Below are 15,224 nucleotides of genomic sequence, written 5' to 3'. Positions count from 1 at the left end.
CTTTATCCTTTGACGGCGCCCGCCATCAGACCGCGCACGAAATAGCGGCCGGCGACGATGTAGACGAGGAGGGTTGGCATGGCGGCGATCATCGCGGCGGCCATGTTGACATTGTATTCGACCACGCCGGTCGAGGTGTTGACGACGTTGTTGAGCGCCACCGTCATCGGCATGGACTCGCCCGACCCGGCATAGGCGGAGGCGAACAGGAAGTCGTTCCAGATGTTGGTGAACTGGTAGATCACGGTGACCACGATGATCGGCAGCGAATTGGGCAGCATGATCCGCCGGAAGATCTGGAAGAAGCTGGCGCCATCGACCTGGGCGGCGCGCACCAGCTCGTTGGGAAAGGCCTCGTAGTAATTGCGGAAGAACAGGGTGGTGAAACCGAGGCCGTAGATCACGTGGACGATCACCAGATTGACCGTGGGATTGCCGAAGCCGAGCGTCATCCCGATCTGGTCCTGCAGCGCCATGCCGAAGCGGCCCAGGCTGCCAAGAATGGTGGCCATCGGCAGAAGCACCGACTGGAAGGGGATGAAGCAGGCAAACAGCATCAGCCCGAACACCAGCGTGTGGCCGGGAAAGCGCCACTTGGTCAGCACATAGCCGTTCAGCGCGCCGAGAATGGTGGAGATGGCCACGGCCGGCACCACCATCTTCAGCGAGTTCCAGAAATAGCCCTTGATGCCGGCGCAGGTGAGGCCGACGCAAGTCTCCCCCCAGGCCTTGAACCAGGGGTCGAGCGTCGGCGCCTGCGGCAGCGAGAGCATGTTGCCGTTCTGGATCTCGTCCATGGTCTTGAACGAGGTGACCAGCATGACGAAGAGCGGCATGAGATAGAGAATGGCGAAGAGGATCAGCAGGCCATAAATCGCCACGCGGCCGATCCAGCGGTTCTGGTTTCCGGACGCGGAAAGGGTCGCGGCGCTCATCGGGCCTTCTCCTTCAGCTCGGAGTAGAGATAGGGAACGATGATGGCGGAGATCGTCATCAGCATGATGATCGCGCTGGCCGAGCCGACGGCCATCTCGTTGCGCTTGAAGGTGTATTCATACATGAAGTTCGATGGCAGCCAGGCCGAGCCGCCGGGCCCGCCCGAGGTCAGCGCCACCACGAGGTCGTAGGACTTGATCGCCATATGGGCGAGCACGATGAAGGCCGAAAGGAAGACCGGGCGCAGAAGCGGGATGATGATCCGACGATAGAGCTGGCCTGTGGTGGCGCCGTCGATCTGCGCGGCCTTCATGATCTCGCTGTCGATGCCGCGCAGCCCCGCCAGGAACATGGCCATGACGAAGCCGGAGGCCTGCCAGACGCCGGCGATAACCACCGTGTAGATGACGTAGTCCTTGTTCTTGATCCAGTCGAAGTGGAAGCTGGTCCAGCCGAAATGATGCAGCGTCTGCTCCAGGCCGAGGCCGGGATCGAGAAACCATTTCCAGGCCACGCCCGTGACGATGAAGGACAGCGCCAGCGGATAGAGGAAGATCGGCCGGAGCACGCCTTCGCCGCGGATTTTCTGGTCCATCAGGATCGCCAGGAACAGGCCGAGCGCCAGGCAGATGCCGACATAGAGCACGCCGAAGATGCCCATATTGGTGATCGAGGTGTACCAGGAGGAGGGCGGGTCGTTCTCGAAGGTCCAGCGCCAGAGCCGCTCATAGGCCCGCGTGCCCGTCAGCGCGTAGGACGGGAAGGTCTTGGAATTGGTAAAGGAGAGATAGGCCGTCCAGGCGATGAAGCCGTAGACGAAGACCAGGGTAATGGCGAAGCTCGGCGCCAGCACGATCTGCGGCAGGGCGTTCTGCAGCCGCGTGCGGATCGGCGTCGACTTGGCGGGGGTCAGGATCGGTTCGGTGGTCGCGACGCTGCTCATGGCGCTCTGTCCCTTCTTCGAGCATGATCCGATCCGAGTGAAACGAGGATCGATAAGATTATGCTGCAGATAAAAAGGCTTAGAGCGCCGATCTGATGTCGTTAGATCGGATGGCGCTCTAAGGGTGTCGTCTGTCCTTTCCGCTCCGGGCAAGCCGAAGCGGAAAGGTACTGCGGGTCGGCGCGCTTATCGGGCGTCGTCGATGGCCTGAACGAGCTGGGTCACGGCCTCTTCCGAGGTCTTGATCTGGCCGTGGACGAATTTGGAGACGACGTCCTTATAGGCATTGGCGATGGCCGGCGGCGCGCCATAGCCCTGCGCCAGCGAGCCGAACAGCGTGCCCTTCTCGTTGGCGGCCTTGAGGTCGGCGATGCCCTTCTTGCCGCAGGCATCGAAGGCCGTGTCCGGCACGTCGGTGCGGGCGGGGACTGAGCCCTTGACCACGTTGAAGGCCGACTGGAAGCTCTTCGACAGCGTGGCGGTGGCCAGCGCCACCTGCGCGGCCTTGCGGTCGGCCGGCACGTTGAACATGCCGAACATATCCGAATTGTAGATCACGCTGCCTTCGGTGCCGGGGAAGCGGTAGCAGAGGAAGTCGGTGTCCGGCTTCTTCTTGGCGGCGACGAATTCGCCCTTGGCCCAGTCGCCCATGACCTGAACCAGCGCCTCGCCCTTGATCACCATGGCGGTGGCAAGGTTCCAGTCGCGGCCGGAATAGTTGGGATCGACATATTTGACGATCCGGGCGAGGTTATCGAAGGACTTCTTCATCGTATCGGACTTCAGCGACGCCTCGTCCAGATCGTTGAAGGCCTTCTTGTAGAACTCGGGGCCGCCAGTGGATTCGACGATGGAGTCGAACATGGTGGCTTCCTGCCAGCTCTGGCCGCCGAGGGCGAGCGGCGTGACGCCGGCCGCCTTGGCCTTGTCGAGCAGCGCGATCAGGTCGTCGAAGGTCTTCGGCTGCTTGCCGCCGATCTTGTCCATCACGGCCTTGTTGATCCAGAGCCAGTTGACGGAATGGACGTTGACGGGGGCCGCGACCCATTTGCCCTCATAGACCGAGAATTTCTGCAAGGCGGCGGGAACGGACTTGTCCCAGCCTTCCTTCTTCGCGGTTTCCGTGAGGTCGCCCATCACGCCGGCCTGGGCATAGTCGAGAACCGTATAGCCCAGCATCTGCGAGGCGGTCGGATAGTTGCCGGCCGCCACCATGGCTTTCAGCGCCGTCATGGCCGCGTCGCCGCCGCCGCCGGCAACCGGCACGTCTTTCCAGCCAAAGCCTTCCTTGGCCAGATCCTGCTTCAAGACGTTGAGCGCCGCAGCCTCGCCGCCCGAGGTCCACCAGTGCAGCATCTGCACTTCCTTGTCGGCGGCGGCCGCCGTCGTGGTCAGGCCGGTCATGGCCAGTCCGCTCAAAGCCAGCGCGGCCATGGCGGTCGATGTCATCAACTTGCGCATACTGTTCCTCCCAGTGCACGTGTCCATCGGCGCGGGCCCTTCCCGCAGCCGACCAGCCGCCTCCTCAGACGGTGTCTCCTCGCCTTGATGCGCCCTGCCGTCCCACCGGCCGGGCGCCTGAGGCTCTTATGGTCGAAGCAGATCCGGCCGGTCCTCTTTCCGGCCGGATGACGCCTGACAGTCTGTTCAAGAATTGCTGTTGGTCTGACGAAAATGGTGATTTCGAGAACCGGAGCGCAGCGTACTGAGGGTACGTGAGCACCGGAAGCGCAGAAATTGCCATTTGCAGGCGGCCAACGGCGATTCTTGGACAGACTGTCAGGCCATTTGTTCCTTCCTCGGCATCCACCAGCCTGTGCGGGCGCCGATATGCATGTTCAGCGTCTTGGTCTCGGTGTAATCCTCCACCGCGTGGCGGCCGAGCTCGCGGCCGAGGCCGGACTGTTTGTATCCGCCGAAGGGCAGCTCCGAGGCGCCATCCATGAAGGTGTTCATCCAGACCGTGCCGGCCCGAACGCGGCGGCCGATCGTCAGGCAGGTGTCGAAATCGCGGCTCCAGACGCCGGCCGAGAGGCCGTAATCGATCGAATTGGCGATCGCGATGGCCTCCGCCGTGGTCTCGAAGGTCAGCACCGAGAGCACCGGGCCGAAGACTTCCTCGCGGGCGACGGCCATGTCCGGCGTCACGGCTTCCAGAATCGTCGGCGCCATGAACTGGCCCATGCCGAAATCGAGCGTCTGCCCGCCTTGCGCAATCGTTGCGCCGCTGCCCGTGGCGCCGCTGACATAGGCGGCGATCTTGTCGAGATGCTGCGGCGTGATGATCGCACCGACCTGCGTCGCCGGATCGAGCGGATCGCCGACCTTCACTTGGCGGGAGAGCTCGGCCACACGCTTGACCACATCGGCGGCGATGCTCTTGTGCAGGATCAGCCGCGAGCCAGCATTGCAGCATTCGCCGGCATTGAAATAGGCGCCGAAGACGGCGGCATCGATGAAGGCATCGAGATCGGCATCGGGAAAGACGATCTGCGGATTCTTGCCGCCGAGCTCCAGCGAAACCTTCTTCAGCGTCTGCGCGGCGCTGGCCATGGTCAGCCGGCCGACGCCGGTGGAGCCGGTGAAGGAGACCATGTCGACCTCGGGATGCGCGGTCAGCACCGCGCCGACGGCGGGACCTGTGCCGGTGACGATGTTGAGGGCACCCTTCGGCAGGCCGGCCTCTTCGAGGATTTCGCCCAGCAGCAGCGTCGAGCCGGATGTGAGTTCGGACGGCTTGACGACGGTGGTGCAGCCGGCGGCGAGCGCGAAGGGCAGCTTCTGGCCGACGATCAGGAAGGGGAAATTCCACGGCGTGATGATGGAGACCACGCCGATCGCCTCGCGCAGCACCACGCCCAGTGTGCCATCGCCCAGCGTATTGTAGCTTTCGCCATGCAGGTCGCGGGCAAGGGCCGCGGCATAGCGCCAGATATCGACCGCGCCGGCGATTTCGCCACGCACCTGCGAGATCGGCTTGCCGGCCTCGATGGCGTCGAGATAAGCGAGCTCTTCGGCGCGGGCGGCGATCAGATCGGCCGCCTTGAGCAGCGCCGCCGAGCGCTCGGACGCCGTCATGCGCGGCCAGGGGCCGTCATCGAAAGCGCGGCGCGCAGCGGCGATCGCCCGCTCGGCATCGGCGGCCGTGCCGGCCGGATAGCGGCTGACGACGACGCCATGGCTCGGCGCCACGCGCTCGATCGGCTGACCCTCGCCACTCTCCCAGCGCCCGTCGATCAGCATCCTGAAATCGCGTGCGGCGTGGTTCGCCAGCGCCTTGGGCGCCACCAGAACTGTCATGACCATTCTCCCTTGAATTCTGCGGCGCGCTTCTGCGAGAAGGCGGCGACGCCTTCCCTGAGATCGCCGGTCTTGGCCGCCAGGATCGATCCCAGGGCTTCCACGGCCCCGCCATTGTCCTCCCCGCTGGCGCTTGCGATCATCAGCTTGACGATCTCATTGGCGGCGGGTCCGCGTGCGGCGATGCGCGCCGCCTGCTCCCTGGCTGCCTGCAGGGCTTCGCCGGTCGGGGCCACGGAATCGACGATCCCCAGCGCGCAGGCCTCGCGCGCCGTGAAGACCTCGCCGCCCAGCGCCATGCGCCTGACGACCTGCGCGCCGAAACGCCTGACAAGCCTCTGCGTGCCGGACCAACCGGGCACCATGCCCAGCCCCGTTTCCGGCAGGCCGATCCTGATCTGCTCCTCGGCGATGCGCAGATCGGCGATCCCGGCCAGTTCCAGCCCGCCACCCAGCGCATGGCCGTTCAGCGCGGCGATCAGCGGCATGCGCAGCGTTGCCAGCCGCTCGAACACGCGGTGGCCATGGCGCACCCAGGCATGGCCGAATTCCTCCGGCCGCATGCCGCCCCAGGCCTTGATGTCGCCGCCGGCGGAAAAGCCCTTGCCCGCACCGGTGAGAATGGCGACCCGCACCCGCGCATCGGCCTCGACGGCGTCCGCCGCCGAATGCAGCGCCTTGAGCATGTCGATGTCGAGCGCGTTCAGCTTGTCCGGCCGGCAAAGGGTCAGGACGGCGACCGCGCCGTCAATGGCGATATCGACGCTTCCGCTAGGCATGGACGGCCTCCCCGAGAGCCCGCTGCTCGGTCCGGGCCAGACGGCGCGCCGGCTTTTGCGGCAGCGACAGGCCGAGCGGCGCCTCGGCGAAGAGGCGCGCATCCATCACCTTGAGGTCGTCCGCGACCAGGAGCGGGAATTCCGACTGGTCGAGAACATCGCGCTGCAGGTCGATGCCGGGCGCGATCTCCGTCAACGTGATGCCCTCGGGCGTCAGCTTCATCACGCAGCGCTCGGTGACATAGGTGATGTCCTGGCCCTGCTCGATCGCCCGCCGGCCGGAGAAGGTGACATGCTCGACCGCTTCGACCAGCTTCTTCAGCTTGCCTTCCTTCTCGATCACCAGCCGGCCATCGGCAATGGCGAGCCTGGCGCCGGCATTGAACATGCCGGAGAAGACGATCTTGCGGGCCCGCGCGGTGATGTCGACAAAGCCGCCGGCGCCGGCCGTCACATGCGGCCGGAAGGAGAGCTTGGAGACATTGACCGAGCCGTCGCGGCCGATCTCCAGGAAGGAGAGCAGCGAGGCATCGAAGCCGCCGCCCTGGAAATAGGTGAACTGATAGGGCGAGGGCATATAGGCGTCGGCATTGGAAGCGCAGCCGAAGGCGAAGTCGAGCAGGGGCACGCCGCCGACCGCGCCCTGTTCGATCACCCAGGTGATCGATCCGTGAAGGCCTTCCTCCATGAGAATGCGCGGCACATTGGCCGAGATGCCGAAGCCGAGATTGACGCAGCTGCCGGCCTGAAGCTCCTGCGCCACCCGCCGCGCGATGACCTTCTGAATGTTGAACTCCGGAAGGCTGAAGCCATCGAGCGGATGGAAGATCTCGCCGGAGATCGCCGGATCGTAGAGCGTCTGGGTGGTCTGCTTCTGTTCGGGATCGGTGACGATGTAATCGACCAGCATGCCGGGCACGCGCACGTCATGCGGCTTCAGCGAACCCTGCTTGGTGATGCGCTTGACCTGGGCGATGACGATGCCGCCATTGTTGCGCGCGGCGAGCGCCTGGTCGAGGCCGCCGAGATAGGCGCCTTCATGCTCATAGGTCAGGTTGCCGCGCTCGTCCGCCGTGGTGGCGCGGATGATGGCGACCTCGGGCACGATGGCCGGGAAGAACAGGTAATCCTCGCCCTCGAAGGTCACGCGCTTGACCACGGGCTCTTCTGCCCCGCGCCCGTTCATGGCGCAGCCCTGGCGGGCAGGATCGACAAAGGTGTCGAGGCCGACCTTGGTCAGCACACCCGGACGCTTGGCCGCCGCCTCGCGGTGCATGTCGAAGAGGATGCCGGAGGGGATGTTATAGGCCGGGATTTCGTTGCCGGTGATCATCTGCCAGATCAGCGGCGGCTCGGCGGTGGAGGGGCCCGACGGATAGGAGCCGCCGAGGATCTTCTTGAGAAGTCCCTTGCGGGCGATATGGTCGACGCCTTTGATGCCGCTCATGTCGCCGGCAGCGATCGGATGCAGCGTGGTGATCTCGCGCGGGTGGCCGGTCTCCTCGAAGCGCGCGCCAATCGCCTTCAGCATCAGGTCGGGGCAGCCGAGCCCGCTGGAGGAGGAGACGGAGACCACCGCCCCGTCCGGAATGAGCGCGGCGGCCTCAGCCGGCGTGATGTGCTTGCTCATGGTCATTCCAAGCTTTCCATTCGACATCAAAAACATCGCATGCGATGCACTGGCTTTCGTCTTTGCACTGGATCGTGCCGCAGGGATGATGGACCCTCGGTTGCGTCGTTCTATCCTGCCTGCGGTGCCTGCGCCGTTTCAGGCCTTGCCGGCGCGCCGCAGCTTTCGCGCACCACCAGGCGCACGGAGGCGACGATGGCTTCCGCCTCCGGCTTGCCGGCGCTGATCTGCTTCAAAAGCAGCTGTGCCGCCCGCCGGCCCATGCCCTGCGGATCGACCGAGATGGTCGTCAGCGCCGGCACAGCCGTCTTCGCCTCGATCACATCGTCGAAGCCGATCAGCGCGAAATTCTTGCCCGGCTCGATGCCGGCCGCCCTCAATCCGTCGCAGGCGCCGAAGGCCACCGCGTCGTTGAAGCAGACGGCCGCCGTCGGCGGGTCTGCGAGCGCCAGCGCCCGGCCGATGGCATCGAACCCGCCGGCCCGCGAGGGTCCGGCATCGATCACCAGCGCCTCATCCGGCGTCAGATCACAGCCGGCCATGGCATCGCGATAGCCCTGCAGGCGCTCCATGAACACGGCCGTGTCGCGGAAGCCGCCGAGAAAGGCGATGCGCCGGTGACCCAGCGCGACCAGATGGCGCACGGCGGCAAAGAGACCGTCATGATTGTCCGAGACGATCGACGACACTTTCGCCCCCGGCACCTGGCGAACCGCGACGACCACCGGGATGCCGGCCGCAACCAGCGGCTTGAGATCGGACGCCTTGGTTCCGCGCGCCGGCGAGACGATCAGGCCGGAAATTCCGTGTTCGCGCATCGAGGCGATCACCTCGCGCTGGCGGTCGAGATTCTCGCTGGTATTGGCGAGGAACTGCACGAAGCCGGCCGACTGCACCACCATGTCAACGCCCACCGCCAGTTCCGCGAAGAAGCCGTTCGTCAGATCGTTGACGACAACGCCGATGATCTTCGAGTTCGCCCCCGATTGGCGCAGATTGGCGGCGCCGCGATTATAGACATAGCCGAGCTCGCGCATGACCGCCGTCACCTTGGCGCGCGTCGCCTCGTTGACCAGCGGCGAGCCCTGCAGAACCAGCGACACGGTGGACTTCGAGACGCCCGCCGCCTTGGCAATGTCGACGACCGTGACCCTCACGTTTCCCACCCTGTTCTCCCGCGCTTCCCTTGGCGCCGATCTTTATTGGAACGTTCCAAAAACACAAGCGGGAAAATGCACCGATCTCGGCGCATCTACAAAATTTTGGCATATAAGCCTGATATTTATGACGAAAAATAAGTGTTAAATGCGCAGGCCTGCAGCCCTCTGTTCGTATAAAATTGGATCGTTCCAATTTCGGGTTGTCGGGCACTTCAGCTGCGGCGTCCTTCGCCACCTGTGCCTGGGCGCACCTCAACGCAAAATGGGCGGCCTCTCGGCCGCCCATGGCATCGTGTTCAAATGGTCCTCTGCGTCAGGCCGGACGTTCCTCGCCAGCCTTCGGCCGCCAGGTGATCAGCCGCTTTTCCGCCACGTCGAGCAGAAGGTCGATGATCAGAACGAACAGGGCGAGGATGATGATCCCGGCGAAGACGCCGACGGCATCGAAATTGCCTTCCGAACGGGCGATCAGATAGCCAAGGCCGGCCGATGCACCGAGATATTCGCCGATGATGGCGCCCACCACGGCAAAGCCGACCGAGGTGCGCAGCGAGGAGAGGATCCAGCTTGCGGCCGCCGGGAAATAGACGTGGCGCAGCAGGTCCGAGCGGCTTGCCCCGAGGATGCGGGTGTTGGAAAGCACCACCGGATTGACTTCCCGCACGCCCTGCATGGCATTGAAGAAGGTGACGAAGAAGACCAGCGTGACGGCGAGCGCCACCTTGGACCAGAGGCCGAGGCCAAGCCACAGCACGAAGATCGGGGCGAGAACGACGCGGGGAATGGCGTTCACGGCCTTGATGAACGGGTCCAGCACGCGGGCGACATAGGGGCTGAGGCCGAGCCAGACGCCGGCGGCAACGCCAAGCCCGGTGCCGATGACATAGCCGAGCACGGTTTCGCTGAGCGTGATGCCCACATGCTTGTAGAAGCTGGGATCGGCCACCCAGCTGATGACCTGCTGAACGATATCGAGCGGCGCCGGGAAGAAGAAGCGGTCGATGACGCCTGAGGTGACACCGATCTGCCAGCTGCCGAGGATCAGCGCGAGCAGCGCGATCTGGATGAGACGAACATTAACGGCTTGCATAGGACTTCTCCACTTCGCCCCGGAGCGACGCCCAGATGTCGCGGTAAAGGGTCATGAACTTCGGATCGAGTTTGATTTCCGAGACGTTGCGCGGGCGCTCGAGATCGACGGGGAAGCTTTCGATGACGCGGCTGCGCGGGCCGGCGGCGAGAACGGCGACGCGGTCGCCAAGCGCGATCGCCTCTTCCAGATCATGCGTGATCATCACCACGGCGCGGCGGTCCTCCTGCCAGAGGCGCAGAAGCTCGTTCTGCATGAGGTGGCGCGTGTGAATGTCGAGCGCGGAGAAGGGCTCGTCCATCAGGATTACCTTCGGCTCGGTGATCAGCGCCTGCGCCATCTGCACGCGCTTGCGCTGGCCGCCGGAGAGCTGGTGCGGAAAGCGGCTCTCGAAGCCCTTCAGGCCGACCTTTTCCAGCCAGGCCATCACCTTGGCCCGGCGTTCCTCGGCGGCAACGCCGCGAAACATCAGCCCGAGCTCGACATTCTGATAGGCCGTCTTCCAGGGAAGCAGCGCATCCTGCTGGAAGAGATAGCCGATAGTGTTCTGCACGCCGCCAACGGTGGCGCCATCGATCGACACCGCGCCCTTTGCCGGCTTCAAGAGGCCGGCAATGGCGTTGAGAATGGTCGATTTGCCGCACCCGGTCGGGCCGACGATCGACAGGAACTCGCCGTTGCCGACCTTCAGATTGACGTTCTCGACCGCCACGAAGGAGCCGAACGCCATGGTCACATTGTCGATGGCGACCATCGGCGGCAGGCTGGTCTGTGACACGGCGGAGATTTTCCTTGCTGCAATGGACATGTCGGCTCTCCTTAGTTCTGGACCGTCTGCTTTGAGGCTTCGACGAACTTGTTCGTGTAGGTCGTGTTGAGATCGACCGTGGCCTTCGCGACGCTGTCGTTGAAGCTCTTGAGCACGGCGAGCGGCGTTTCCAGATCGGCGGGAACGAACTTGCCGTCTTCGGAGAAGATCGCCTTGGCGTTGTCCACGGCCTTGATGTAGGTCTTCTTGTCGCCGGAGACGAAGTCATCCGGAAGCCTGGCGACGATCTCTTCGGCCGAATGCGCCTTCATCCAATGCAGGGCCTTCAGCGTGGCATTGGTCACCTTCTGGATGACCTCGGGATGCTTGTCGATGAAGTCCTGGTTGGCATAGAGCACCGAGGTCGGGTAGATGCCGCCATAGACCGCCTTGGCGCCCTCGTCGCTGCGGGCATCGATCAGGATCTTGCCGAGGCCGCGCTCCACAACGATCGTGGCCGCCGGGTCGTAATTGACGAGCAGGTCGATCTTGCCCTGCTGCAGCGCTGCGACGGCCGCAGCGCCCGAGCCGACGCCGATGATCGAGATGTCATTGTCCGTCAGGCCATGCTGCTTGAGATAATAGCGGATGAAGAAATCCGAGGAAGAGCCCGGCGCGGTGATGCCGACGCTCTTGCCCTTGATCGTCTCCGGCTTTGCCGGGTCGAAATCCGTGTCGTTCTTGCCCGCCAGCACCAGGCCGGAATTGCGGGCGAGCTGGACGAAGCCGATGACGTGCTTGCCCTGCGACTGCATCTGGATCGTGTGATCGTAGAAGCCGACCGCGACATCGGTGGAGCCGGCGACCAGCGCCTGCAGAACCTTCGATCCGCCTTGGGCAAAGTTCTCGATGGTCACGTCAAGCCCTTCTTCCTTGTAGAAGCCGAGGCTTTCGGCAACGGGGAAGGGCAGGTTGTTCAGATTGTACGAGCCGACGCTCATTCGCACGGGCTCTGCCTGGGCTGCTGTGGCCATGGCCAGGCCGAATACGGTTGCCATCAACAGATTGCGCATGAAATCTCCTCCTTTATGGCTCCGGTCCTCCCCGGAGCGTTTTAAGCCGCGTGTTCCACGCGCTCGTTTGGCTTGGCGAAAGCATAGCCTTCAAAAAGACGCCGGGCGGTCCGCACCAGACCGGCGACGGTGGTGCCGTTCCGCTTTTCCAGCTGCACGTCGATTCGCCCGCTCGGATGTTCGATGCGTATCAGCGCGGGCAGGGCGGCCGGTCCGGCGGGGAATGCTGCGACCGTGCCGACAGTCGCGGCAGCTGTCGCAATGCCCACGGCGCCTGTGGTGGCCAGCGCGGGATGGCAGTCATTGGGCATGAAATAGCGCACGGACAGCGTGCCGCCCTTGCGAGCCGGCGAAATGATAACAGGTTTCGGGATGACCATGTCGGAAACATCGCCCATGCCCATCTGTCGGCCGGCCTCGATGCGGATGGCGGCGAGGCGGGCGATCAGGTCGCGGTTCGCCGTCAGCGCCGCCGGCTCTTCATAGCCCGTTACGCCAAGGCTCTCGGCGCGCATCAGAACCATCGGGATGGCGCAGTCGATCGCCGTCACCTCGATGCCGTCGATTACATCAATCGGCCTGCCGGTGGGAAACAGCTTGCCGGTCTTGGCGCCTGCCGCATCGAGAAAGGTCAGCGCGATCGGGGCGGCAAGGCCCGGAACGCCGTCGATCGAGGCGTCGCCGAGATAGATCACTTCGCCGAGACGCGTCGGCACCTTGGCCTCGATGATCTTGCCGGTGTTGACATTGTGGATGCGCACCAGCGTGCTGGCGGTCTGCGCCTTCACAAGGCCGGCTTCGATGGCGAAGGGGCCGACGGCGGCGAGCATGTTCCCGCAATTGGGCGAATAATCCACGGTCTGACGGTCGGTGCGCACCTGGGCGAAGAGATAATCGACATCCGCACCCGGCACGGTGGCGGGGCCGATGATGGCCACCTTTGACGTCACCGGATTGCCGCCGCCGATGCCGTCGATCTGCAGCGGATGGCCCGAGCCCATGATCGACAGCAGCGCCGCATCGCGCGCCGCGCGGTCGGCCGGCAGGTCGCGTTCCAGGAAGAACGGCCCGCGGGACGTGCCGCCGCGCATCAGGACACAGGGTATGCGTGTCAGATCGTTCATCATCAACCCCTCAAGTAATGCAAATTCTGGATCAATCGGATCAGTTGTTGCACTATGAGCAATGACGGTTTATTTGTGAAATGCAATTTTCGGAGGTTTTATTGCGAAATGAGCATCAATTGTGAGATCTTCGATCTGCGCGCTTTTCAGGCGGTGGTCGATCTCGAGAGCTTCCACCGAGCGGCTGAGGCACTCAACATTTCCCAGCCGGCGCTGACGCGGCGGATCCAGAAGCTGGAAAACGCCATCGGCGCGCCGCTGCTGGACCGCACCACGCGCCACGTGGCGGCCACGGCGACGGGACAGGAACTGCTGCCGCTGGTGCGCCGCATGCTGGAGGAGTTCGACGGTTCGCTGTTTGCGCTGAAGGACGGGGGATCGCAGCGCCGCGGGTTGATCACCATGGCCTGCGTGCCCACGGCCGCCTTCTACTTCCTGCCGACGGTCATCAAGCGCTTCGGCGAGGATTATCCGCATATCCGCCTGCGCATCCGCGACCTCACGGCCAATGAGGGGCTGCAGGCGGTCGCGCGCGGCGAGGTGGAGTTCGGCATCAACCTGATGGGCAATTCCGATCCGGACCTGTCCTTCGAGCCGCTGCTGGACGATCCCTTCGTGCTGGCCATGCGCCGCGATCATCCGCTGGCGCAATATGACGAGATCCACTGGCGCCAGCTCGATGGCCATCCCCTCGTGGTCGTCGACCGCTCAAGCGGCAACCGCGCGCTGCTCGACGGGGCACTGGCCAAACACAATCTCCGCCTCAACTGGTTTTACGAGGTCACCCACCTCAACACCTCGCTCGGCCTCGTCGAGGCCGGTCTCGGCATCTCCGTCCTGCCCCGGCTGGCGACGCCGCAGGAGGAGCATCCCTTTCTGGTGACGCGGCCAATCATCGACCCCGTGGTGACCCGCACCATCGGCATCGTCCGCCGCCGCAGCGCGCCCTTGTCCCCGGCCGCAGAAAGGTTTGTGGACATGCTGCTTAAAGTCTGGAAGCGGTAGGCCGGGGCTGGCCAGGACGAGGCTGTGTCTTTGCACGACATGCGCCCGTCTCTGCCCGCTCCTGTCTCCTTTCCGTCAAGCGGCTTTTCTTGCCCGTCGGTCGGTTCTCCAAATGCACGATCAAACATCTTGCTTTCAAAAGCGCCGGAGGCCCGAGCGTGAAAACACGCCTTGTTCGACGCCCGACCGCCCTTGGCTCGCCCCAGGCCTCAGCATCCCAGAAGATACCTTTAATTATCTAATTAAGTAAAATACGTTTTTTTCTTCTGACGGATCGGTCGTTCTAGGTAGCTATTTCTTGCTGCCTCTCGAATTTTTCACAGTCTCACCGTGGTCTAGGACCTCTATCGACGCGCAAAAACATGTGTGACTTGTACCCGGCACACGGTTTTGCGATTTCGGCGTGCACCGTTATTTAAACATTTTGCCGAAAATTCAAATTCTATCTGCTGGATATTTGAGTGCAGCGGAAATAACCCCAAAAACTCGTTATCGTGTGGGCAACGGGCGATCAGTAAAACGCCGCAACGTCTAGAGGACACCCAGGATGCGTATGAGCATAAAGCTGAAACTTGCCCTGTCTTTCGGCATCATCATCGCCTTTATGGCAGGTGTTTCTGTCTATGGCATTCATAGCCTCAACCTTCTTAATTCGGCCATCACGGAGGTGATCAACCGTCCCGCAAAACGGCTCGATCTTGCCTATCAGGTCAACGTCCTTGCCCTTGAAAGTATTCGGGCGCAGAAGAATGCTCTGCTGACCGACGATCGGCAAGAGGTGCGCAAGTTTCTTCAGCTCTCCGCTGAAAGCGCTGGCGCGGCAGTTGACAGAGCGAGTGAAGGACTGGCCATGGCAAGTGAAGCTGGCCGCCCCGTTTGGCTTGCTGTCATCGATCAGAGCAAGATCTTCCGGTCGCAGTCGGAGAAAGTCGACAGCTTGCTCGAGCAGGGCGACCGGCCTGCCGCCACGGCCTTGTCGAACGGCGAAATCCGCGCAGTCTATGGTGATTTGAGCCAGTCGATCTCGCGCCTGGTCAAGATCCAGCAGGAGGCCATGGTCAAGGCGGACAGGGACACCGATGCGCTCTATGGCGATACCAGCTTCTGGATGCTGCTCATTGCCGGTGTTGCCCTTGCGGCCGCTGTCGGCGCGGCTTTCTGGCTGGCCCTCAACATCAATTCCGGCCTGCGCAAGATCAAGCAGGTCGCGGACGCCGTCGCCCTCGGCAACCTGGAGCAGACCGTCGAAATCCGCTCTAACGACGAGATCCGCGACCTCGCGGATACCGTCAAGATGATGACAGTCAATCTGCGCCGCAGCGCACACGCCGCCGACGAGATCGCGCTCGGCGACCTGTCTACCGACGTCGCGCCGCTCTCCGACAAGGACACGCTGGGCATCGCCATGAAGAGCATGGTGACGAACCTGCGCGAGA

The 15,224-nt window shown here is 63.5% G+C and carries 13 protein-coding genes; 2 read left to right on the top strand and 11 right to left on the bottom strand.

Annotated features, from left to right (window positions below; translation table 11 throughout):
• Positions 1 to 2: 2 nt before the first annotated feature.
• The 11 genes from BJF92_RS14845 to BJF92_RS14795 all read right to left on the bottom strand — a co-directional run bounded on the left by BJF92_RS14845 (position 3) and on the right by BJF92_RS14795 (position 12,783).
• Positions 3 to 935, bottom strand: coding sequence for a carbohydrate ABC transporter permease (locus BJF92_RS14845; RefSeq protein WP_075635501.1), 933 nt, complete (start codon positions 933 to 935; stop codon positions 3 to 5).
• Positions 932 to 1,879, bottom strand: a complete 948-nt coding sequence (locus BJF92_RS14840; protein ID WP_075635500.1) for a carbohydrate ABC transporter permease — start codon at positions 1,877 to 1,879, stop codon at positions 932 to 934. The genes BJF92_RS14845 and BJF92_RS14840 overlap by 4 nt, the downstream gene beginning before the upstream one ends.
• Before the next feature lie 186 nt (positions 1,880 to 2,065).
• On the bottom strand, positions 2,066 to 3,340 hold the full coding sequence (locus BJF92_RS14835) for an ABC transporter substrate-binding protein (protein ID WP_075635499.1): 1,275 nt from the start codon (positions 3,338 to 3,340) through the stop codon (positions 2,066 to 2,068).
• A gap of 318 nt (positions 3,341 to 3,658) precedes the next feature.
• Entirely contained in the window at positions 3,659 to 5,179 is a 1,521-nt protein-coding gene (locus tag BJF92_RS14830; RefSeq protein WP_075635498.1) for an aldehyde dehydrogenase family protein, read from the bottom strand.
• Positions 5,176 to 5,958 (bottom strand): enoyl-CoA hydratase/isomerase family protein, encoded by a 783-nt coding sequence (locus tag BJF92_RS14825; protein ID WP_075635497.1) that lies wholly within the window; start codon positions 5,956 to 5,958, stop codon positions 5,176 to 5,178. The genes BJF92_RS14830 and BJF92_RS14825 overlap by 4 nt, the downstream gene beginning before the upstream one ends.
• The gene (locus BJF92_RS14820; RefSeq protein ID WP_075635564.1) at positions 5,951 to 7,588 is read right to left on the bottom strand and encodes an acyl CoA:acetate/3-ketoacid CoA transferase; all 1,638 of its coding nucleotides are present in this window, start codon (positions 7,586 to 7,588) and stop codon (positions 5,951 to 5,953) included. Before BJF92_RS14820 ends, BJF92_RS14825 begins: the two co-directional genes overlap by 8 nt.
• 110 nt (positions 7,589 to 7,698) lie before the next feature.
• Positions 7,699 to 8,754 carry a LacI family DNA-binding transcriptional regulator gene (locus tag BJF92_RS14815; RefSeq protein WP_075635496.1) on the bottom strand — a complete coding sequence of 352 codons (1,056 nt, stop codon included), beginning with the start codon at positions 8,752 to 8,754 and terminating at the stop codon, positions 7,699 to 7,701.
• A 307-nt stretch (positions 8,755 to 9,061) separates the two neighbouring features.
• The gene (locus BJF92_RS14810; RefSeq protein ID WP_075635495.1) at positions 9,062 to 9,838 is read right to left on the bottom strand and encodes an ABC transporter permease; all 777 of its coding nucleotides are present in this window, start codon (positions 9,836 to 9,838) and stop codon (positions 9,062 to 9,064) included.
• Positions 9,825 to 10,592 carry an ABC transporter ATP-binding protein gene (locus BJF92_RS14805; RefSeq protein WP_075635563.1) on the bottom strand — a complete coding sequence of 256 codons (768 nt, stop codon included), beginning with the start codon at positions 10,590 to 10,592 and terminating at the stop codon, positions 9,825 to 9,827. Before BJF92_RS14805 ends, BJF92_RS14810 begins: the two co-directional genes overlap by 14 nt.
• A gap of 65 nt (positions 10,593 to 10,657) precedes the next feature.
• Positions 10,658 to 11,659: an ABC transporter substrate-binding protein gene (locus BJF92_RS14800; protein WP_075635494.1), complete on the bottom strand. Its 1,002-nt coding sequence runs from the start codon at positions 11,657 to 11,659 to the stop codon at positions 10,658 to 10,660.
• 41 nt (positions 11,660 to 11,700) lie between these two features.
• Positions 11,701 to 12,783, bottom strand: a complete 1,083-nt coding sequence (locus tag BJF92_RS14795; RefSeq protein ID WP_075635562.1) for a 4-oxalomesaconate tautomerase — start codon at positions 12,781 to 12,783, stop codon at positions 11,701 to 11,703.
• Between the two features lie 108 nt (positions 12,784 to 12,891).
• On the opposite strand from BJF92_RS14795, the gene BJF92_RS14790 reads away from it, so the two are divergent.
• Positions 12,892 to 13,788 (top strand): LysR family transcriptional regulator, encoded by an 897-nt coding sequence (locus BJF92_RS14790; protein ID WP_075635493.1) that lies wholly within the window; start codon positions 12,892 to 12,894, stop codon positions 13,786 to 13,788.
• Between the two features lie 553 nt (positions 13,789 to 14,341).
• The coding region (locus BJF92_RS14785; RefSeq protein ID WP_158032232.1) for a HAMP domain-containing protein at positions 14,342 to 15,224 on the top strand (883 nt) is incomplete at its 3' end.

The sequence above is a fragment of the Xaviernesmea rhizosphaerae genome (genome assembly GCF_001938945.1).
Taxonomy (GTDB): domain Bacteria; phylum Pseudomonadota; class Alphaproteobacteria; order Rhizobiales; family Rhizobiaceae; genus Xaviernesmea; species Xaviernesmea rhizosphaerae.
The sequence above is the reverse complement of the archived record's forward strand: the minus strand, read 5'-3'. Positions and strand labels throughout refer to the sequence as shown.